Annotated in this window: 15 protein-coding genes and 3 tRNA genes; 10 read left to right on the top strand and 8 right to left on the bottom strand. The window is 67.5% G+C overall.

Annotation, left to right across the window (positions count from 1 at the left end):
- Positions 1-22: 22 nt before the first annotated feature.
- A complete protein-coding gene (locus tag ACM0PB_RS08730; protein WP_005415874.1) occupies positions 23-904 on the bottom strand; it encodes a helix-turn-helix domain-containing protein in 882 nt (293 codons plus the stop codon).
- A 172-nt stretch (positions 905-1076) separates the two neighbouring features.
- Between ACM0PB_RS08730 and emrR the strand changes: the two genes are divergently transcribed.
- Genes emrR through emrB form a run of 4 tightly spaced genes read left to right on the top strand, consistent with a single transcriptional unit; the run spans position 1077 to position 5800 of the window.
- Positions 1077-1520, top strand: coding sequence for a multidrug efflux system transcriptional regulator EmrR (gene emrR / locus ACM0PB_RS08725; RefSeq protein ID WP_005415875.1), 444 nt, complete (start codon positions 1077-1079; stop codon positions 1518-1520).
- The gene (gene emrC, locus ACM0PB_RS08720; protein ID WP_065177425.1) at positions 1517-3010 is read left to right on the top strand and encodes a multidrug efflux transporter outer membrane subunit EmrC; all 1494 of its coding nucleotides are present in this window, start codon (positions 1517-1519) and stop codon (positions 3008-3010) included. Before emrR ends, emrC begins: the two co-directional genes overlap by 4 nt.
- A gap of 11 nt (positions 3011-3021) precedes the next feature.
- A complete protein-coding gene (gene emrA, locus ACM0PB_RS08715; protein WP_021204129.1) occupies positions 3022-4203 on the top strand; it encodes a multidrug efflux MFS transporter periplasmic adaptor subunit EmrA in 1182 nt (393 codons plus the stop codon).
- Positions 4204-4210: 7 nt separating this feature from the next.
- Positions 4211-5800, top strand: a complete 1590-nt coding sequence (emrB, locus tag ACM0PB_RS08710; RefSeq protein WP_065186080.1) for a multidrug efflux MFS transporter permease subunit EmrB — start codon at positions 4211-4213, stop codon at positions 5798-5800.
- A gap of 135 nt (positions 5801-5935) precedes the next feature.
- On the opposite strand, the gene ACM0PB_RS08705 is transcribed toward emrB, so the two are convergent.
- Both ACM0PB_RS08705 and ACM0PB_RS08700 read right to left on the bottom strand, forming a co-directional pair.
- Positions 5936-6020, bottom strand: a tRNA-Leu gene (locus tag ACM0PB_RS08705).
- Positions 6021-6070: 50 nt separating this feature from the next.
- Complete coding sequence (locus tag ACM0PB_RS08700; protein ID WP_111127045.1) at positions 6071-6970, bottom strand: LysR family transcriptional regulator; 900 nt, start codon at positions 6968-6970, stop codon at positions 6071-6073.
- Positions 6971-7070: 100 nt separating this feature from the next.
- On the opposite strand from ACM0PB_RS08700, the gene ACM0PB_RS08695 reads away from it, so the two are divergent.
- Entirely contained in the window at positions 7071-7817 is a 747-nt protein-coding gene (locus ACM0PB_RS08695) for a sulfite exporter TauE/SafE family protein (RefSeq protein ID WP_053501281.1), read from the top strand.
- A gap of 56 nt (positions 7818-7873) precedes the next feature.
- Here ACM0PB_RS08695 and ACM0PB_RS08690 read toward each other — a convergent pair.
- Positions 7874-7958, bottom strand: a tRNA-Leu gene (locus ACM0PB_RS08690).
- Between the two features lie 204 nt (positions 7959-8162).
- Positions 8163-8247: transfer RNA gene (locus ACM0PB_RS08685), tRNA-Leu, on the bottom strand.
- A gap of 128 nt (positions 8248-8375) precedes the next feature.
- Between ACM0PB_RS08685 and rnr the strand changes: the two genes are divergently transcribed.
- The 3 genes from rnr (at position 8376) to rlmB (ending at position 12310) form a co-directional block, all read left to right on the top strand.
- Positions 8376-10841: a ribonuclease R gene (gene rnr / locus ACM0PB_RS08680; RefSeq protein WP_235645965.1), complete on the top strand. Its 2466-nt coding sequence runs from the start codon at positions 8376-8378 to the stop codon at positions 10839-10841.
- A 94-nt stretch (positions 10842-10935) separates the two neighbouring features.
- A complete protein-coding gene (locus ACM0PB_RS08675; RefSeq protein ID WP_065195763.1) occupies positions 10936-11418 on the top strand; it encodes a GFA family protein in 483 nt (160 codons plus the stop codon).
- Positions 11419-11566: 148 nt separating this feature from the next.
- Entirely contained in the window at positions 11567-12310 is a 744-nt protein-coding gene (gene rlmB / locus ACM0PB_RS08670) for a 23S rRNA (guanosine(2251)-2'-O)-methyltransferase RlmB (RefSeq protein WP_005408775.1), read from the top strand.
- 168 nt (positions 12311-12478) lie between these two features.
- On the opposite strand, the gene ACM0PB_RS08665 is transcribed toward rlmB, so the two are convergent.
- Genes ACM0PB_RS08665 through ACM0PB_RS08655 form a run of 3 tightly spaced genes read right to left on the bottom strand, consistent with a single transcriptional unit; the run spans position 12479 to position 17111 of the window.
- The gene (locus ACM0PB_RS08665; protein ID WP_414604894.1) at positions 12479-13918 is read right to left on the bottom strand and encodes an efflux transporter outer membrane subunit; all 1440 of its coding nucleotides are present in this window, start codon (positions 13916-13918) and stop codon (positions 12479-12481) included.
- Positions 13915-15873 carry a MacB family efflux pump subunit gene (locus ACM0PB_RS08660; protein ID WP_414604895.1) on the bottom strand — a complete coding sequence of 653 codons (1959 nt, stop codon included), beginning with the start codon at positions 15871-15873 and terminating at the stop codon, positions 13915-13917. Before ACM0PB_RS08660 ends, ACM0PB_RS08665 begins: the two co-directional genes overlap by 4 nt.
- Complete coding sequence (locus ACM0PB_RS08655) at positions 15870-17111, bottom strand: efflux RND transporter periplasmic adaptor subunit (RefSeq protein ID WP_414604896.1); 1242 nt, start codon at positions 17109-17111, stop codon at positions 15870-15872. The genes ACM0PB_RS08660 and ACM0PB_RS08655 overlap by 4 nt, the downstream gene beginning before the upstream one ends.
- Before the next feature lie 204 nt (positions 17112-17315).
- On the opposite strand from ACM0PB_RS08655, the gene ACM0PB_RS08650 reads away from it, so the two are divergent.
- A complete protein-coding gene (locus ACM0PB_RS08650) occupies positions 17316-18044 on the top strand; it encodes a response regulator (protein ID WP_005415886.1) in 729 nt (242 codons plus the stop codon).
- A 6-nt stretch (positions 18045-18050) separates the two neighbouring features.
- Complete coding sequence (locus tag ACM0PB_RS08645) at positions 18051-19460, top strand: ATP-binding protein (protein ID WP_005415887.1); 1410 nt, start codon at positions 18051-18053, stop codon at positions 19458-19460.
- Positions 19461-19497: the final 37 nt, after the last annotated feature.

The raw sequence follows: 19497 nt of genomic DNA, 5'->3' as shown, positions 1-19497 counted from the left end.
GTCGCCGCTCGCAATCCTGTGATTATCCGGATGCGGCGGGGGATGCCAAGCCGCGCGCAGGGTCCAGCCCGGTTTCCAGGCCGTGGCCGGCCCGCGCCAGGTAGCGCCCCGGTGGCAGCCCGAAGTGGCGGCGGAACACGGTGACGAAGGCGCTGGCGCTGCTGAAGCCCAGTGCGTGGGCGATGTCGGCGACGCTGCGGCCATCGGTCAACTGGCGCAGGGCTTCGGAGAGCCGGGCCTGCTGCCGCCACTGGGCGAAGCTGAGCGTGGTCTCGTCGCGGAAGTGGCGGGTCAGGCTGCGCGGTGACAGGCCGGCCCAGTGCGCCCATTCGGCCAGGCTGCGTTCGTCGGACGGGTCGGCCAGCAGCTGCGAGGCGATCTTCAGCAGGCGCCGGTCATGCGGCATCGGCAGGTGCATGCGCTGGCGTGGCGCTGTGCGGATCTCGTCCACCAGCACCTCGATGATGTGCTGGCGTTCGGAGGTGGTGTCGTAGCCCGGTGGCCAGTCACAGATGCGGTCGGCGAGCGCCTGCGCCAGCTTGGACAGGCCCAGCACGCAGGGATCGGAGGGCAGGGTGGCGCAGACCGGAGCCGCCAGCGCCATGCCCCAGCCACGCAGGGGGCCGTCGAGGGTGACCGTGTGCGGCTCCAGCGGTGGCATCCAGCCGGCCGAGCCCGGCGCCAGCGACCAGGTGCCGTGCGAGGTACGGGTGGTCAGCAGGCCGCGCTCGACGCAGATCAGCTGCGCGCGCTGGTGATGATGCCAATCCACTTCACGGACCAGCCCTTGCGGGCTGTCGAAACGAAAACCGACCACCGGGGGACCGTCGTTGCGCTCGAACCAGTCCAGTGCCTCGTCCCTGAGCAGGCGTCTGGGAGCGGGGATTTCTGCCTTGTTCATCATGTCTGCTGGCTGAAATGTGTCATCCATTGGCTAGATTGTACTACCGGGCCACCTGGCCAGGTCATTAAGGTAGGCGCCTTCACTGATCCAGCCCACTGCTGCAACACAGCATTCGATGCCAGATCAAATATTTCCATTGAGAAATATTTTTTTTGGAAGAGAATGCTCCCCCATGATCTGTCCTGCAACCACTCCCCCCAGCTTCGGCCTGCTGCTGCGCCAGGTGCGCGACGGCCTGGTCCGCCAACTCGACGCGTCCATGGCTGAAGAAGATCTGGGCATCGGCTTCACCCACTACATCGGGTTGAAGGTGCTTTCGAACATGGCGCCGTGCACCGCCAACGAACTGGCCCAGGCCATCGATCAGGTGCCCAGCGCGGTGACCCGGCTGCTGGACAAGCTCGAAGCGCTGGGCTGCGTCCGCCGCGAACCGCATGCGCAGGACCGGCGGGCATTGCAGATCGTGCTGACCGACGAAGGCCGCGCGCTGTGGGCGCGCTTGAAGCTGCGTGGCGACGCGGTGATGGATTACGCCCTGCGTGATCTTTCCGCCGACGAGCGCACGCTGCTGCTGTCCCTCCTTACCCGAATCCGCGATTCACTGACGACCCCATGAACCCGATCCCGCATTCCACTCTCCGCCGGTCCGGGCGCGCGCTGCTGGTGTCAGCGCTGGCCCTGGCCTTGGCCGCCTGCGCCAGCAGTCGTGGCCTCAACCCGCAGGGCCACGTGCTTGACGTGGACAGCCTGCACAGCGAACGCACCTTGGCCGACACCGACCTGAGCGCCACCGGCTTCCCGGCGCAGGACTGGTGGAAGGCACTGGGTGATGCGCAGCTGGACGCGCTGGTCGCCGAGGGCCTGGCCGGCCACCCGAGCCTTGACGCCGCCGATGCCCGCCTGCGCCAGGCCCAGGCCCAGGTCGGCACCGCACGTGCCGACGAACTGCCGAGCCTGTCGGTGTCCGGTGGCTACACCGGCCTGCGCCTGCCCGAATCGATGGTCGGCAGCGAGATGGGTGGCCGTTACGGCGGCAGCAGCCAGGTCGCCTTCGACTTCAGTTATGGCGTGGACCTGTGGGGCGGCAAGCGCGCCGCCTGGGAAGCCGCCGTGGACGGCGCCCACGCCGCCACCGTTGAAGCGCAGGCCGCGCGCCTGAACCTGTCCACTGGCATCACCCAGGCCTATGCCGACCTGGCCTACGCGTGGCAGCTCAACGACGTAGCCGAGGAAGAGCTGAGCCGTTCGCAGAAGTCACTTGAACTGACCCGCCAGCGCCGCCGCGCCGGCATCGACAGTGATCTGCAGGTGCGCCAGGCCGAGGCCCGCGTGCCGGCCGCGCAGCAGCAGGTGCAGGCCGCCCAGCAGCGCATCGACGCGGCCCGCACCGCACTGGCCGCGCTGGTCGGCAAGGGCCCGGACCGTGGCCTGTCGATCCAGCGCCCGCAGCCGCTGAATCCGGTGGCATTGCAGCTGCCGGGCGTGCTGCCCAGCGAACTGCTTGGCCGCCGCCCCGACATCGTGGCCGCACGCTGGCGCGTTGAAGCGGCCGACAAGCAGATCAAGGTTGCCAAGACCAAGTTCTACCCGAGCTTCAACCTGACCGCGCTGGCCGGCGTGGTCGCCCCGAATGTGGGCGACCTGCTGAAGAGCAGTTCCACCTTCGCCTATATCGGCCCTGCGCTGAGCCTGCCGATCTTCGAGGGCGGCAAGCTGCGCGCCAACCTGGCCAATACCGATGCGCAGTACGACCTGGCGGTGGCCAACTACAACCAGACCGTGCTCGATGCGCTGCGTGATGTGGCCGACCAGGTCAACGCGGTGCGCTCGCTGGCACAGCAGGCGCAGTCGCAGCAGCAGGCGGTGGACACCGCACGCGCTGCCTTCGACCTGGCCCAGCAGCGCTACCGTGCCGGCATCGGCAGCTACCTGGACGTGCTGACCGCGCAGTCCACCCTGCTGCAGTCGCAGCAGCAGCTGGCCGGCCTGCAGTCGCAGCAGGTGCAGTCCTCGGTGCGCCTGAGCAAGGCGCTGGGCGGTGGTTTCCAGCCCACTGACGCCGACCGCGCACCGATCGCCTCCCATTCCGATTCCTCGCATTCCTGAAGATCTCCGACATGAGCCAGACCCAAGACACCGCGGCCCCGGCCGCCCCCAACCGCCGCGGCAACCTGCTGCGCGGCCTGTTCGTGATCGTCGTGCTGCTGCTTGCCGCTTTGGCGCTGTGGTACTTCATGTTCGGCCGTTGGTTCGAAGAGACCGACGATGCCTACGTGCAGGGCAACCAGGTGCAGATCACCCCGCTGGTGGCCGGCACCGTGGTCGCCATCAATGCCGATGACGGCATGCGCGTGGAGCGCGGCCAGCTGCTGGTGCAGCTGGACCCGTCCGACACCGCAGTGGCGCTGCAGCAGGCCGAAGCCAACCTGGCCAAGACCGTGCGCCAGACCCGCGGCCTGTACCGCAGCGTGGAAGGCGCGCAGGCGGACCTGAACGCCCGCCAGGTGACCCTGAAGCGCGTGCGCGAAGACTACGCCCGCCGCAAGGACCTGGCCGCCACCGGCGCCATCTCCAACGAAGAACTGGCCCACGCCCGCGACGAGCTGGCCGCGGCCGAAGCCGCCGTGGCCGGTTCACGCGAGACCGTCGAGCGCAACCGCGCGCTGGTCGACGACACCGTGATCGCCACCCAGCCGGATGTGCAGGCCGCCGCTGCGCAGCTGCGCCAGGCCTTCCTCAACAATGCCCGCGCCGGCATCGTTGCGCCGGTCTCCGGCTACGTCGCCCGTCGTTCGGTGCAGGTCGGCCAGCGCGTGCAGCCGGGCAATGCGCTGATGGCCGTGGTGCCGACCGAGCAGATGTGGGTCGAGGCCAACTTCAAGGAAACCCAGCTGCGCCACATGCGCCTGGGCCAGGAAGTGGAGCTGAAGTCGGACCTGTACGCCGGCGACGTGAAGTACAAGGGGCGCATCCAGAGCCTGGGCCTGGGCACCGGCTCGGCGTTCTCGCTGCTGCCGGCGCAGAACGCCAGCGGCAACTGGATCAAGATCGTGCAGCGCGTACCGGTGCGCATCGCCATCGATGCCAAGCAGCTGGCCGAGCACCCGCTGCGCATCGGCCTGTCGATGAAGGCCGAAGTGAGCCTGCGCGACCAGAAGGGCGAAGTGCTGCCGAGCACCCCGGCCAAGGGCACGGTGTTCGACACCGACGTGTATGCCAAGCAGCTGCATGATGCCGACGAGGTGATCCACACGATCATCCAGGGCAACCTGCCGCAGCAACAGGCGAAGGTGGGCTGAGGTCGCCATGTCCGCACAAGCTCCAGCCGCGCCCGGCGCTCCGGGCGCACCGGCGGCGCCGGCTGCAGCCTCCGGGTTCCTGCCGCCCAGCGTCGCCCTGTGCACCGTCGGCCTGGCGATGGCGTCGTTCATGCAGGTGCTCGACACCACCATCGCCAACGTCTCGCTGCCGACCATCGCCGGCAACCTCGGTGCCAGTTCGCAGCAGGCGACCTGGGTCATCACCTCGTTCGCGGTCAGCACGGCCATCGCGCTGCCGCTGACCGGCTGGCTCAGCCGCCGTTTCGGCGAACGCAAACTGTTCGTCTGGGCCACGCTGGCCTTCGTCATCACCTCGCTGTTGTGCGGCCTTGCGCAGAGCATGGGCATGCTGGTGGTGTCGCGTGCGCTGCAGGGTTTCGTGGCCGGTCCGATGTACCCGATCACACAGTCGCTGCTGGTCTCGATCTACCCGCGCGAGAAACGCGGACAGGCATTGGCGCTGCTGGCGATGATCACGGTGGTGGCGCCGATCTGCGGCCCGATCCTCGGTGGCTGGATCACCGACAACTACAGCTGGGAATGGATCTTCCTGATCAACGTGCCACTGGGCATCTTCGCCGCGCTGGTGGTGGGCAACCAGTTGAAGGGACGCCCGGAGCAGATCGAGAAGCCGAAGATGGACTACGTCGGCCTGATCACGCTGGTGATCGGTGTCGGCGCGCTGCAGCTGGTGCTCGACCTGGGCAACGACGAGGACTGGTTCTCGTCGATGAAGATCGTGGTGCTGGCCTGCGTGGCGGTGGTGACGCTGACGGTGTTCCTGATCTGGGAACTGACCGACAAGGATCCGATCGTCGACCTGAAGCTGTTCCGGCACCGCAACTTCCGTGCCGGCACGCTGGCGATGGTGGTGGCCTATGCGGCGTTCTTCAGCGTGGCGTTGCTGATTCCGCAGTGGCTGCAGCGTGACATGGGCTATACCGCGATCTGGGCAGGCCTGGCGACCGCACCGATCGGCATCCTGCCGGTGATCATGACGCCGTTCGTGGGCAAGTATGCGTCGCGCTTCGATATGCGCATGCTGGCCACCGTGGCGTTCATCGTGCTGTCGATGACCAGCTTCCTGCGCTCGAACTTCAATCTGCAGGTGGACTACATGCACGTGGCCGGCGTGCAGCTGATCATGGGCATTGGCGTGGCGCTGTTCTTCATGCCGGTGCTGCAGATCCTGCTGTCGGACCTGGATGGGCGCGAGATCGCGGCGGGCTCCGGCCTGGCGACGTTCCTGCGCACGCTGGGCGGCAGCTTCGCGGCCTCGCTGACGACGTGGCTGTGGGCGCGGCGTACCCAGGTGCACCATGCCGATCTGACCGAGCACATCTCGGCCTATCAGCCGGGCATGCAGGAGCAGGTCACTGCGATGGGGCAGGGCGACCTGCAACATGGCGCGGCGGTACTGAACAACATGATCAACCACCAGGCATCGCAGATGGGTTTCAACGACATCTTCTTCCTGCTGGGCTGGATCTTCCTGGCGATCATCACCTTCCTTTGGCTGGCCAAGCCGCCGTTCGGCGCAGGCGCAGGTGCGGCGTCCGCGGGCGGTGGGCATTGATCGACCATTGGCGTTGAAACGCACAAAACCCCGCCGCAAGGCGGGGTTTCTGTCTGGTGGATCCACGTCATCGCGTGCCACCCAGCCTCCGGAAACGAAAAAACCCGCTTTCGCGGGTTTGATCATCTTGAGTCGTGGTGCCCAGGAGAGGACTCGAACCTCCACGGTTTTACCCGCTAGTACCTGAAACTAGTGCGTCTACCAATTCCGCCACCTGGGCGACTCAGGAGATGAATTGTGCGGCACGGCAGAGAGTGTGTCAACAACATTTCACACTATTTTCTGCGCTTGCACGCCCAGGTGGTGCAGCAGGCTGCGCATCGCCGGTGACAGCTGCGCCCACTCGGCGAAACAGGCGCACAGGCGGCGCTGTGCCCACGCATCTGCAAGCGGCACCGCAACGGTATGCGTGCTGCGCCGATGCTGGCGCGCAATGGTACGCGGCACGATACCGACACCGATGCCGTGGCCGACCATGATGCAGACGCCCTCGAAGGTCTTCATGCGGATGCGCACGTCCAGTCGGCGACCGATGTCGCGCGCCTGGTCTTCGATGTAGGTCTGCAGTGCATTGCCATCGGCCAGGGCAACGAAGGTCTCGCCGGCAATATCGGCGAAGGCCAGCGTGCGCCGTGTGGCGAAGCGGTGGTCGGCCGGCAGCAGCATCACCAGCGGATCTTCGGCCACCACATGCTGCTGCAGGCCGGTGGCGTCGACCGCATCACTGATGATGCCGGCCTCGGCCTGGCCAGCGCTGATTGCACGCACGACTTCGGGGCTGGTGCGTTCCAGCAGTTCGACGTGCAGGCGGGGTCGTTCGGCCAACCACGGTGCGAGCCGCGAGGGCAGGTAGTTGGTCAGTGCTGCGGTGTTGGCATACAGATGCAGGGTGCCGCGCGCCCCCTGCGCGAATGCCTGCAGTTCGCCGCGCAGCTGCGCCTGCTGTTGCAGGATCAGGCGTGCATGGTGGGCGAGGGCGGCGCCGGCTTCAGTCAGGCTGACGCCACGTGGATGCCGGTTCAACAGCAGGGTGCCGGCATCGGCTTCGATCGTGCGCAGGCGCTCGCTGGCCGAACCCAGGGCCAGGTTCGCCTGCGTTGCGCCGGCAGTGATGCTCCCGGCCTCGGCGATTGCCAGGAACAGGCGCAGGTCGGCGATGTCCATCCGCATGTGGGTGCCCTCATCGCAGGGCCACCGCCTTCGGATCAGCCGAAGGCAGGGCCGGAAAGACCGCATTGTGCGCCGTTGCTCCGCCCGATCCAATGAAGGCATGGATGAATCGATGTACTTCTACGTGCTGCTGGTGCTGGTGTTCGTATTGGCCGGCGTGGTCAAGGGGGTGACCGGCATGGGGTTGCCGACGGTGGCGATGGGGGTGCTGGGCAGTACGCTGTCGCCGGTGGCGGCAGCGTCGATGCTGTTCATTCCGACCTTCGTCACCAATGTGTGGCAGCTGTTGTCCGGGCCAGCGCTGGGCCCCATCGTGCGGCGCCTGTGGCCGATGATGCTGGCCGTGGTGGTGGTGACGCTGGGTTCGGCAGCGCTGCTGGTACGGGTCGATCGCAGCGGGTCGCGCGTTGCGCTGGGCGTGGCCCTGATGGTCTATGCCGCCTATGCGTTGCTTGCGCCGGTGTTCCGCGTGCCGCAGCGGCGCGAGCGCTGGCTGGGGCCGCTGGTGGGCGCGCTGTCCGGCGTAGTGACCGGCGCCACCGGCGTGTTCGTGATGCCGGCGGTGCCGTACCTGCAATCACTGGGGTTGCAGCGCGAAGAACTGGTGCAGGCGCTCGGGCTGGCGTTCACCGTATCGACGATTGCACTGACCACGGGCCTGGTGCTGCACGGTGCGTTCGGCATCCAGCAGCTGGGCTTGAGTGCACTGGCGGTGGTGCCGGCACTGCTGGGCATGTGGCTGGGGCAGGTGATCCGGCAGCGCATCAGCGCACGGGTGTTTCGGGCGTGCTTCCTTGGCTTCCTGCTGCTGCTCGGCCTGGAGCTGGTGCTGCGGCCATTGTTCTGATGCCAAATTCCGGGCATGAAAAAACCCGCTTTCGCGGGTCTTTCTCATTCTCGACGTGGTGCCCAGGAGAGGACTCGAACCTCCACGGTTTTACCCGCTAGTACCTGAAACTAGTGCGTCTACCAATTCCGCCACCTGGGCGTCGAGGAGCGAGATTATGGGGTGTTGTTACGGGGGTGTCAACACTTTTTGTGGGCCTGGGGGTGGATCCGGTTTCGCCTGCGAGATGGGCTACGACCCCATCTCACTCGCTGGGGTCAGAGCCCTTTCCTTCGGAAAGGGATCCGACCCCGCTACCGGATCGCAGGCAAAAAAAATCCCCGCCGAAGCGAGGAGTTTTTTCGTTGGTGCCCAGGAGAGGACTCGAACCTCCACGGTTTTACCCGCTAGTACCTGAAACTAGTGCGTCTACCAATTCCGCCACCTGGGCGTTCCAGAGGCGCAATTGTGAAGATGAATCCGGGAGCTGTCAACGACTTCCTGAAATTATTTCATCCAACGCCTCCAGGGCGGGCGCTGACCCGTTCTGCACGCCATCAACGGCTACCATGTAGGGCGATGACTACCAAAAAACCAAGCAAGGGCGGGAGCAAGTCCCGCAGCCAAGCCCCGAAGAAGGACCCGAAGGCGGGCGCAGCCCGCACCCCCAAGCCGGGCAAGCCGCTGCCAGGCTGGTTCCCCGAATTGAATGAAGGCGGTACGCCGCCGCGCGGCCGCAAGGTCCGCACCGCTGATGCGGCAGCGCCCGGCCCGGCCCCGGGCCGCAAGCTGCCGCCGACCGGCAAGGTGATCGACGATCCCTACGCCGCCCGCGAAGCCGAGAAATACGAACAGCCCATCGCCAGCCGCGAGGCCATCCTGGCCCTGCTGGAGCGTTGCGAAGGGCCGCAGACCGCCGAGGAACTTGGTGCACGCCTGGGCCTGACCGCACCGGATCGGGCCGAGGCGCTGTCTCGCCGGCTCGGTGCCATGGTCCGTGATGGCCAGCTGGTGCAGAACCGCCGCGGCGGTTTCGCCCCGATCCAGACGTTGAACCTGGTCACCGGCGTGGTGATCGCCAACCCGGAAGGGTTCGGTTTCCTGCGTCCGGTCGAGGGCGGCGACGACCTGTTCCTGCCGCCGTATGAAATGCGCAAGGTGATGCACGGCGACAAGGTGCTCGCCCGCGTGACCGGCATCGATCACCGGGGCCGTCGCGAGGGCAGCATTGCGCGCGTGCTCGAACGCGGCATGACCCGCCTGATCGGCCGCTTCAGCATCGAGATGGGCATCAACTACGTGGTGCCCGATGACAAGCGCGTGCAGCGCAACGTGCAGGTGCCGCCGGACCAGACCGGTGGCGCGCGCGACGGCCAGCTGGTGGTCTGCGAACTGACCCAGGCCCCGGACAGCCGCCGCCCGCCGATCGGCCGCATCATCGCCGTGCTGGGCGACAAGCTGACCGCGTCGCTGGTGGTGGAGACCGCCATCCACGGTCACGAGCTGCCGTTCGAGTTCCCGCAGGAGGTGCTGGACGAAGCCGCATCGGTGCCGCTGGTGGTTGAGCCGGCGATGATCGGCGACCGTGTCGACCTGCGCAGCACGCCACTGGTCACCATCGACGGTGAGGATGCCAAGGACTTCGACGACGCGGTGTACTGCGAGCCAAATGCCGATGGCTTCCGCCTGGTGGTGGCCATTGCCGATGTCTCCAACTACGTGCGCCCCGGTACGCCGCTGGATGAGGAAGCGCAGAAGCGCGCCACCTCGGTGTACTTCCCGGGCTTCGTGGTGCCGATGCTGCCGGAGACGCTGTCCAACGGTATCTGCTCGCTGATGCCGAAAGTCGACCGCATGTGCTTCGTCTGCGACATGCAGATCGACCGCGATGGCCTGGTCACGCATTCGCGCTTCTACGAGGCGGTGATGAATTCGCACGCGCGCCTGACCTACACCCAGGTGTGGAAGGCGGTCGGCGAGGACGATGCCGATACCAAGGCCTGGATGGGCGACCTGCTGCCGCAGGTGCAGCGCCTGCACCAGCTGTACAAGGTGCTGTCCAAGGCACGCGCCAAGCGCGGTGCCATCGAATTCGAAAGCAGCGAAGTGCGCTTCGTGCTGGACAATCGCGGTGAAGTCACCCAGGCCGGCATGCTGGTGCGCAACGACGCGCACAAGCTGATCGAGGAATGCATGATCGCGGCCAACGTGGAGGCGGCGAAATACCTGCTGTCGCGCCACGTGCCGGCGCCGTACCGCATCCACGAGAAGCCGCCGGAAACCAAGTACGCCGACCTGCTGGAATTCCTCAAGGAGTTCAAGCTGAGCCTGCCGCCGTGGTCGAAGGTGCGCCCGGGTGACTACACCAAGCTGCTGAAGAAGATCCGCGACCGCCCCGATGCGACGCTGCTGGAGTCGGTGTTGCTGCGCAGCCAGAGTCTGGCGATCTACAGCCCGGAGAACCACGGCCACTTCGGCCTGGCGCTGGAGGCCTACGCGCACTTCACCTCGCCGATCCGTCGCTATCCCGACCTGCTGGTGCACCGCGCGATCAAGCATGCGCTGTCCGGCAAGCCGCTGGACAAGTTCACCTACAACGCCCGCGAGATGGCCGCGCTGGCGCTGCAGTGTTCCGAGCGTGAGCGCCGTGCCGACGAGGCCGAGCGCGAGGTCGACGAGCGTTACCGCGCGGCGTGGATGGAAAAGCACGTGGGCGGCCAGTTCGACGGCGTGATCAGCGGCGTGACCAGCTTCGGCCTGTTCGTGGAACTGGACGAGTCGAAGGTGCAGGGCCTGGTCCACGTGACCCAGCTGCCGCAGGACTATTACAAGTTCGACGCGACCCGCAAGACGTTGACCGGCGAGCGCCGCGGCGGCAGCTACCGGCTGGGTGACCGCGTGCGCATCCTGGTGCTGAAGGCCAGCATGGAAGAACGCAAGATCGACTTCCGCCTGGTGGAACACAAGGGTGAGGACGAGGGCGATGGCCTGCCGCCGCTGCCTGAGCGGGGCAAGCCGGCCAAGCGGAAGAAAGAGAAATATTGATGACCGTGGTAGTGCCGGCCGCTGGCCGGCATCCATGGCACCCTCGGCACCGACGGGTTGCCGGCCAGCGGCCGGCACCACCAGGAGACATCGCATGCAAGGCCAACCCGAATACAGCGGCGGCTGCCAGTGCGGCGCGATCCGCTTCCACGTGCGTGGCGCGCTGACCGACAGCTCGATCTGCCACTGCCGCATGTGCCAGAAGGCCTTCGGCGCCTACTACGCGCCGCTGGTGTCGGTACGCGGTGTGCAGTTCAGCTGGACCCGCGGCCAGCCGTGCTATTTCCAGTCGTCCAACGTGGTGCGGCGTGGCTTCTGCGCCGACTGCGGCACGCCATTGACCTACGAAGCGCCCGATGGCGTGGCGGTGGCTGCCGGCGCGTTCGACGAAGCCGAACGCCTGCCACCGACGATCCAGTACGGGGTCGAACGCAAGCTGCCCTTCGTCGACGGCCTGGCCAGCCTGCCCGTACGGCGTACCGAGGAGGACATCGCGGCCCTGGACTTCCTGGCCACGATCGTGTCCCACCAGCACCCCGACCACGACACGCCGCACTGGCCACCGCGCAGCCGGTGACGCACCTGTAGCGCCGTCTCCACGCTGTCGCCGCAGGCTGAACCCAGGACAGCCGAGCGCAGGCTCGGCTGTACAGGGAGGCGGGGCGCGGCAGCGCCCGGACCGCCGATGCTCTACCATAGCCACCCCCTTTCCGGTCCCCGCCCGCATGAGCAAGAACAGCCAGTGGATCGTCGGCGTCAACGCCGTCGCCTCCTCCATCGAGAACGACGCCGAGAACGTCCGCGAAGTGCTGGTCGAGGCCGGAGCGAAGAACCCGCGCCTGACCGAGATCGAGGAAAACGCCCGCCGCAAGGGCATCGACGTGCGCAAGGTGAACAGCCAGGCGCTGGACGGTGTGGGGGGCTCGGTGCGCCACCAGGGCGTGGCCGCGCGCTATGCCGCCGCCCGCACCTACAGCGAGAACGAGCTGGAAGGCCTTGTCACTGCGGCCGAGGGCAAGGCGCTGCTGCTGGTGCTGGATGAGGTGCAGGACCCGCACAATCTGGGTGCCTGCCTGCGCTCGGCCGCTGCGGCCGGTGCGACTGCAGTGATCATCCCCAAGGACAAGTCGGCCACGGTCAACGCCACCGTGCGCAAGACCTCGGCCGGCGCCGCCGACCTCATCCCGGTGGTGGCGGTGACCAACCTGTCGCGCTGCCTGAAGGACCTGCAGAAGCAGGGCGTGTGGATCTACGGTCTGGCCGGTGAGGCCACCGCGTCGCTGTACCAGCTGGACCTGAAGGGCAACATTGCGCTGGTGCTGGGCGGCGAAGCCGACGGCCTGCGCCGCCTGACCCGCGAGAACTGCGATGGCCTGGTCAAGATCCCGATGCCGGGCGAGATCGAGAGCCTGAATGTCTCCGTCGCCGCCGGCGTCAGCCTGTTCGAGGCCGTGCGCCAGCGCGGTTGATCCGCCGGCGCGACGTGATCGGGGTCAGATCCCTCTCCGCAGGCGAGGGATCCGACCCCTTTTCCATGTGCCGTGTCGACCAAGGTCGACACCTACCAGATCGTTGCCGTGTCGACCAAGGTCGACACCTACCGGTAGTCGCCAACCTTGGTTGGCGCTCTTGCCGCCTCAGCCCGCGCTGCCACCCAGTGCCTTGAACAGGGTCACGTCGTTGTTCAGCTGGCCCTGGCGCACGCGCGCCAGCGACAGCTCTGCATCGCGCCGGGTCTGCTGCGCTTCCAGCCAGGTGCGCAGATCGGTAGCACCCACGCGATAACGCACTTCCTGCGCGCGCTCCACTTCCACCGCTTCCTCGTACGAAGCCTGCGAGGCAGCGACCTGGCGCGCCAGCTGCTCGCGCGCGGACAGTGCGTTGTCCACTTCCGAGAGCGCGGTGTACAGCGTCTTGCGGAAATTGGTCGCGGCGATCTGATAGCTGGTGCCGGCGATATCGGTATCCAGCTGCGCGCGCTGCAGGTTGAGGAATGGCAGCGAAAGGCCGGCACCCAGCGTGGCCACCGGATTGCGCAGTACATCGCCCAGCGAGGTCGCACTGGAACCGAGGCTGCCGGTCAGGCTCAGCGCCGGGTAGTACTGGGTGGCGGTGACCTTGATGGTCTTCAGGCTGTTGCGCAGGCGGAGTTCTGCCGCACGCAGGTCGGGGCGGCGGCCGAGCAGGTCGGCCGGCAGCCCCTCGACAATGCGCGGGCTGCGTGCGCCCAGCAGGTCCTGAGGTTCGTCCTGCTGGGGCCAGGGCGTGCCGTCCAGCAGCACGGTCAGTGCGTTGCGCACCTCCACCCGCTGCTGTTCCAGCGCGCTCTGCGAGGCGCGCTGCGATTGCAGGTTCTGCAGCGCCTGGCGCACTTCCAGACGCGATACCGCACCGGCGTCGAAGCGGGCCTGCACCAGTTCGCGGGTGCGCTCCAGCCGCTCCAGGTTGGCCTGGCCGGTGGCGATCGACTGGTTCAGGTAGGCCAGGTTCCAGTACTGGGTGATGGTGTCGCTGATCACCAGCAGGGCGGTATTCTGCCGGTCTTCCTCGCTGGCTTCGGCTTCCCAGCGGGCGATGTCGCGCTGGGTCCGCAGGCGTCCCCACAGATCGACCTCCCAGCCCAGCGAAACGCCGGTGGAGTAGCTGCGGCGCCAGTCGTCGGCCTGGTCGGTGGCGCGGCTGGCATTGCCGCTGACGCCCGATGACGAAGGCTGAGGCCACAGCGCGTTGCTGGCCAGGCCGGCCTGCAGGCGCGAACGCTGCACGGCAAGGCCGGCGGCGGCCAGGTCGCTGTTGGCGGCCAGCGCCTGCGCCACCAGGCGGTCCAGGCGTTCATCGCCGAAGCCGGTCCACCAGGTGTCCTGGCGGATGTCGTGGCCCGGTGTGTCCAGGCTGCTGCGCGGGTCGTCGGCCGGTGCGTTGAGGGGGGCATCGCCACGCCCATACTGGGCCGCCACATCGGGATCGGCCACCGGATAGCGGCCGACAGAGGCGCAGCCAGACAGGGCGAGCAGAACGGCACCCGCCAGCAGCCGGCGCGAAGGGGCAGGGAAGGGCAGTCGGTTCATCATCTTCATTCGCGTGCCAGGGCCTCTACCGGGTCAAGCTGCGCGGCATTGCGCGCGGGCAGGAAGCCGAACGCCACGCCGATCAGGGTCGAGCAGGCGAAGGCGGCAATGATCGAGGCGGTGGAGAACAGCACCTGGAAGTCGCTGGCGAAGCGGCCGATCATCGAGCCCAGCAGCAGGGCCAGGCCGATGCCGAGCACGCCACCGAGCAGGCAAACCAGCACCGCTTCGATCAGGAACTGCTGGCGGATATCACTTTGTCGTGCACCAACGGCCATGCGCACCCCGATCTCTCGGGTGCGCTCGGTCACCGACACCAGCATGATGTTCATCACGCCGATGCCGCCGACCAGCAGCGCGATGGCGGCGATGGCACCGATCAGCAGGGTCATCGTGCGCGTGGTCTGCTCGATGGTGTCGCGGATCTCCGCGCTGTTGCTGAGGAAGAAATCCTCGGTGCCGTGGCGCATCGTCAGCAGGCGGGTGATCGCTTCCTGAGCGGCATCCATCGGTGTGTTGTCGTCCACGCGCACGGTGATGCTGGAGACATGGCTCTGGCCGAGCATGCGCGACATCACCGTGGTGTAGGGCACCCAGACGCTGAGGCTGGTGCTGCCACCGAAGCCGAAACTCTGGCGCTTGGCCACTCCGACCACGCGTGCCGGCACGTTGCCGAGCAGGATCACCTGGCCGACCGGGTCGACATTGGGGAAGAACTGGGTCTGGGTGTTTTCGTCGATCACCGCTACCTGGCCGAGACCCCTCACGGCATCGGCATCGAAGAAGCTGCCGCTGAGCAGGGTTACCCCCTTGACCCGGAAGAACTGCTCGCCGACGCCGCTGACCTGGGCGGTCGACGACTGGTTGCGATAACGCGCGGTGACCGAGGTCGATACGCTGGGGGTGGCGCTGTCCACATAGCTCTGCTTTGCCAGTGCATCGGCATCGCTGGCCTTGAGCGTCTGCACCCGGGCCGAGCGCATGTCGCCGAAACCACGGCCGGGATAGACGTCGATGGTGTTGGTGCCGAGCGCGCTGATGTTCTGCAGGATCTGCTGCTGCGAGCCATTGCCCAGCGCCACCACCGAGACCACCGAGGCGATGCCGATGATGATGCCGAGCATGGTCAGGAAGGTGCGCAGGCGATGGGCGTTCATCGCCAGCAGCGCCATCCGGAATGCTTCGGTGAAGCGGTCGCGGGCCGCCCGCCAGCTGTTGCCGTGGGCGACGCCGGTACTGGCTTCGCGCTGGGCGCGGTAACTCGGCGCATCCGGATTGGCGCGGTCGGCAATGATCTCGCCATCGCGGATCTCGATGATGCGCTGTGCGTGCTGGGCCACGCTCATGTCGTGGGTGACGATGATGATGGTGTGGCCTTCGGCATGCAGTTCGCCGAGGATCGCCATCACTTCCTCACCGGATTTCGTATCGAGCGCGCCTGTTGGTTCGTCGGCCAGGATTACCTCGCCGCCGTTCATCAGGGCGCGTGCGATCGACACGCGCTGCTGCTGGCCACCGGAAAGCTGGCCTGGCTTGTGATGCATGCGGTCGCCCAGGCCCAGCCGCTGCAGCAGTTGCTCGGCACGCGCGTTGCGCACCGGGCCGGGACTGCCGGCATACACCGCCGGCACTTCCACGTTGCCGCGCGCGTCGAGGTCGCCGAGCAGGTGGTAGCGCTGGAAGATGAAACCAAAATGCTCGCGGCGCAGTTCGGCCAGTTCGTCCGGCTCCATCTTTCCGGTTTCGCGGCCGGCCACCTGGTAGCTGCCGCGGGTGGGACGGTCGAGGCAGCCGAGGATGTTCATCAGCGTCGACTTGCCCGAGCCGGACTGGCCGACGATGGCGACCATCTCGCCGGCGTGGATGTCGAGATGGACGTCGCGCAGCACGGCGATCACATCGTCGCCGGCCGGGAATTCACGTCGCAGGTCGCGCAGCCGCAGCAGCGGCGCCGTCGTGCTCATCGGCGCCCCATGCCCGGGCCGCCGACCCGCATCTGCATGCCGCCGCGGTTGCCGCCGCCGGCGCTGGCACCGGCCGCACCGGCTTCGCCGACCACCACGCGCTCGCCTTCCTTCAAGCCGGACAGGATCTCGGCCGAGGCGCCGTTGTTGATGCCGACGGTGACCTTGCGCGGCTGCGGCTGGCCCTTCTCGTCCAGCACCCGCACCATCCGCTCATCGCCACGGCGCTTCGGTCCCAGTGCCACCGCCGGCACCATCAGCACCCCCTTGGCCTGCTTGAGCAGTACCGAGACCTGCGCGGTCATGTCGATGCGCAGCGTGCCGTCCGGGTTTTCCACATCAAACAGCGCGTTGTAGTAGACCGCGCTGCTGGAGCTGGAGCTGGAGGAGCTGCCGGAGCTGGACGAATTCTCGTTGGCGATCGAGGCCGGCGCCGGATTGATCTGGCGCAGCGTGGCGTGATACTTGCGGTCCGGGTCGCCCAGGGTGGTGAAGTACACCGGCATGCCGGGCTTGATCTTGACCACGTCGGCCTCGGAGATCTCGGCATTGACGGTGACCACGTCCAGCCGCGCCAGCATGACGATGGTCGGTGCGGTCTGGTTGGCGTTCACGGTACGGCCTTCCTCGGCCACCACCGCGACCACGGTGCCGTCCATCGGCGCGGTGATGCGGGTGTAGGCCAGGTTGGCGCGGGCGGTGCCCAGCTCGGTTTCGCGGCCCTTGATCTGCGCCTCGTAGGACTGCAGCTGGGCGCGGGCGGTCTTCAGCTGTGCTTCTGCGGCATCGTATTCCTGGCGCGAGGTGGCCTCGGCGGCCAGCATCTGCTGCTGGCGCGCGAACTCCAGTTCGGCCTGGCGCAGGGTGGCTTGCTGCACCGCGCGCTGGGCGGTGACCTGGTCCAGCGAGGCCTGCGCGTTGAGCACCTGGTTCTGCTGGGTGGTGGCATCGATCTCGGCGATCAGGTCGCCTTCCTTCACGGTGTCGCCCAGCTGTACCTTCAGCGATTTGATCTGGCCCGAGGCCTGCGCGCCGACGCTGACCAGCTTGTAGGCGTCGATCACGCCGGTGGCATCCACCGTTTGTTCGATGTCACCGCGGCTGACCGGCGAGGTTGCCACCGCCGGGGCGGCGGGCTTGCGCAGCAGCCACCAGGCGGTCGCGGCGACGATCAGGGCGAGCAGGGCGATCAGCATCAGGCGACTCCGGCGGGTCGCTGGCAGCAGGCGGAACGTCACGTCGTGGCTTCACTCTCGAGGCCGCGAGGGCGGCGTTGGTGGGCATTGTGAAGACCGGGCGATGGACGGCTCAATCCTCGGGGTATGTCTGTATGTAACACTGTCGGTGAACAGGCGTAACCACAGGTATCCCGCCCGCGGGTGGATACACTGGTACGCATTGCCCCGGATGCGGTTCAGCTGCCGACACGGGATGATCGCGACATGGAGACTGAAAACCCGATGCATCGACTGCTGATCGTCGACGACGACAACGACATCCGCACGCTGCTGGCCGAGCAGCTCGGCCGCGCCGGCTACCAGGTGAGCACTGCGGCCGATGGCACCGCCATGCGCCAACTGCTGGACCGCGAGCACGTGGACCTGATCGTGCTGGACCTCAACCTGCCGCGCGAGGATGGTCTGACCCTGTGCCGTGACCTGCGTGCACGTTCGAACACGCCGGTGATCATGCTGACCGCGCGGGCCGAGCCGATCGACCGCGTGCTGGGCCTGGAAATGGGCGCCGACGACTACCTGGCCAAGCCGTTCGAGCCGCGCGAGCTGCTGGCGCGCATCCGCAACGTGCTGCGCCGGACCGAGGCGCTGCCGGCCAACCTGGAACCACTGGCGGTACGCCGCGCGCGTTTCTCGCGCTGGGTATTCGACCTCGAGCATCGCCACCTGGTCGATCCGGATGGCCGCGTGGTGGTGCTGTCCGGCGCCGAGTTCCGCCTGCTGCGGGTGTTCATCGCCCACGCCAACAAGGTGCTGTCGCGCGAGCAGCTGGTCGCGCTCAGCAGTGGCCGCAACTACGAGGCTCAGGACCGCGCGATCGACCTGCAGGTCAGCCGCCTGCGCAACAAGCTGGGCGACGATGGTGGCCCGGATGGACTGATCAAGACCGTTCGCAACGAAGGCTACGTGCTGGCCTCGTCGGTCAACCTGGAATAAACCGCGATGACGCGCCTGCGCCATTTCCTGTCCTCGATGGTCGGGCGGTTGTTCGTGATCCTGCTGCTGGGCATGGCGGTGGCTGCGATCGGCGCGACCATGCTGGCCACCTCCAAGCGCCAGCAGGAGTTCGAGCGGCAGAACCTGAACCGCATCGCCGACCGCCTGCAGGGCTACGTCAACCTGCTGGACGGCAATCCGGAGCTGCGCGAGCGCCTGCTGGCGATCGGCGGGCCGAGCGTGCGCGCGCTGCAGCCGGGCGCACGCCTGGGGCGTGCCGACACGGCGCTGATGGAAGTGCTGGAAGACCGCCCCGGGCCGGTGTCGCGCGCGCACGTGCACTTCGCTTCGTTCCGCTCCTGCATTCCCAAACTGCAGGAGCTGCTGCCGCCGCCGCCGCCGGGCCACCGGCGGCCGCCGCGCGAACGCGACCCCGCGTTCATCCCGCCCAAATGCCGCGCGGTGGACGTGACCCTCAACGACGGCACGCTGCTGAAGCTGGCGCTGGACTCGCCGGCGGTGGCGCACAACGGCATCCTCGCCGTGGACCCATGGTTCCTGACCCTGCTGGTGCTGGCGATTGCCGTGCTGGCCTATATCGTCGCGCGCATGGCCAGCGCGCCGCTGCAGGAACTGGCCGCAGCCGCAGAAGACCTTGGCGATGACCTGCAGCGCGACCCGTTGCCACTGCGCGGGCCGCGCGAAGTGCAGCGTGCCGCCGAAGCCTTCAACGCCATGCAGCACCGTCTGCAGCGGCACCTGGCCGAACGCACGCAGATGCTGGCGGCGATCACCCACGACCTGCAGACGCCGCTGACCCGGCTGCGCCTGCGCCTGGAGAATGTCAGCGACGAGGCCCTGCGTGAGCGCCTGATCGGCGACCTGGCGGCGATGCAGGCGCTGGTGCGCGAGGGCCTGGAACTGGCGCGCAGCGCCGAGAGTGCCGAGCAGCGCGCCGCACTGGACCTGGATTCGCTGCTGGAGAGCATTGTCGAGGACGCCGCCGAAGGCGGCGGTGATGTGGTCTTCGAAGGGGGCAGTGGTTCGGTGCTGATGTTGCGTCCGTTGGCCATGCACCGGCTGTTCTCCAACCTGGTGGACAACGCGGTGATGTACGCGCAGCGGGCACGGGTGCGGGTTGAGCGCAGCGGCGGTGCGATTACCGTGGTGGTGGCCGATGACGGCCCGGGCCTGGCCGAAGAGCAGCTGGAGGCGGTGTTCGATCCGTTCGTGCGGGTGGAGACCTCGCGTTCGCGCGAAACCGGCGGGGCCGGCCTGGGCCTGACCATCGCGCGCGCCCTGGCCGAGAAGGACGGCGCCCGGCTGTGGCTGCGCAACCGGGCCGAAGGTGGCCTGGAGGCGGTGGTGCAGTGGCCTGCCAGTGCCCAGGTGGTGGCGCCCGGCCGCGCCGGCTGAGTCGGCGCGCTGCGAACGGTGACGCCGGGGCCGGGGT

This window comes from Stenotrophomonas sp. AR029 (genome assembly GCF_047520695.2).
Lineage (GTDB): Bacteria > Pseudomonadota > Gammaproteobacteria > Xanthomonadales > Xanthomonadaceae > Stenotrophomonas > Stenotrophomonas sepilia.
This window is presented reverse-complemented; position numbering and strand designations above follow the sequence as displayed.

Excerpts from the sequence above, each read along its gene's own strand:
- ACM0PB_RS08730 (WP_005415874.1), bottom strand. The coding sequence starts at position 904 with ATGATGAACAAGGCAGAAATCCCCGCTCCCAGACGCCTGCTCAGGGAC.
- emrR (WP_005415875.1), top strand. The coding sequence starts at position 1,077 with ATGATCTGTCCTGCAACCACTCCCCCCAGCTTCGGCCTGCTGCTGCGC.
- emrC (WP_065177425.1), top strand. The coding sequence starts at position 1,517 with ATGAACCCGATCCCGCATTCCACTCTCCGCCGGTCCGGGCGCGCGCTG.
- emrA (WP_021204129.1), top strand. The coding sequence starts at position 3,022 with ATGAGCCAGACCCAAGACACCGCGGCCCCGGCCGCCCCCAACCGCCGC.
- emrB (WP_065186080.1), top strand. The coding sequence starts at position 4,211 with ATGTCCGCACAAGCTCCAGCCGCGCCCGGCGCTCCGGGCGCACCGGCG.
- ACM0PB_RS08700 (WP_111127045.1), bottom strand. The coding sequence starts at position 6,970 with ATGCGGATGGACATCGCCGACCTGCGCCTGTTCCTGGCAATCGCCGAG.
- ACM0PB_RS08695 (WP_053501281.1), top strand. The coding sequence starts at position 7,071 with ATGGATGAATCGATGTACTTCTACGTGCTGCTGGTGCTGGTGTTCGTA.
- rnr (WP_235645965.1), top strand. The coding sequence starts at position 8,376 with ATGACTACCAAAAAACCAAGCAAGGGCGGGAGCAAGTCCCGCAGCCAA.
- ACM0PB_RS08675 (WP_065195763.1), top strand. The coding sequence starts at position 10,936 with ATGCAAGGCCAACCCGAATACAGCGGCGGCTGCCAGTGCGGCGCGATC.
- rlmB (WP_005408775.1), top strand. The coding sequence starts at position 11,567 with ATGAGCAAGAACAGCCAGTGGATCGTCGGCGTCAACGCCGTCGCCTCC.
- ACM0PB_RS08665 (WP_414604894.1), bottom strand. The coding sequence starts at position 13,918 with ATGAAGATGATGAACCGACTGCCCTTCCCTGCCCCTTCGCGCCGGCTG.
- ACM0PB_RS08660 (WP_414604895.1), bottom strand. The coding sequence starts at position 15,873 with ATGAGCACGACGGCGCCGCTGCTGCGGCTGCGCGACCTGCGACGTGAA.
- ACM0PB_RS08650 (WP_005415886.1), top strand. The coding sequence starts at position 17,316 with ATGGAGACTGAAAACCCGATGCATCGACTGCTGATCGTCGACGACGAC.
- ACM0PB_RS08645 (WP_005415887.1), top strand. The coding sequence starts at position 18,051 with ATGACGCGCCTGCGCCATTTCCTGTCCTCGATGGTCGGGCGGTTGTTC.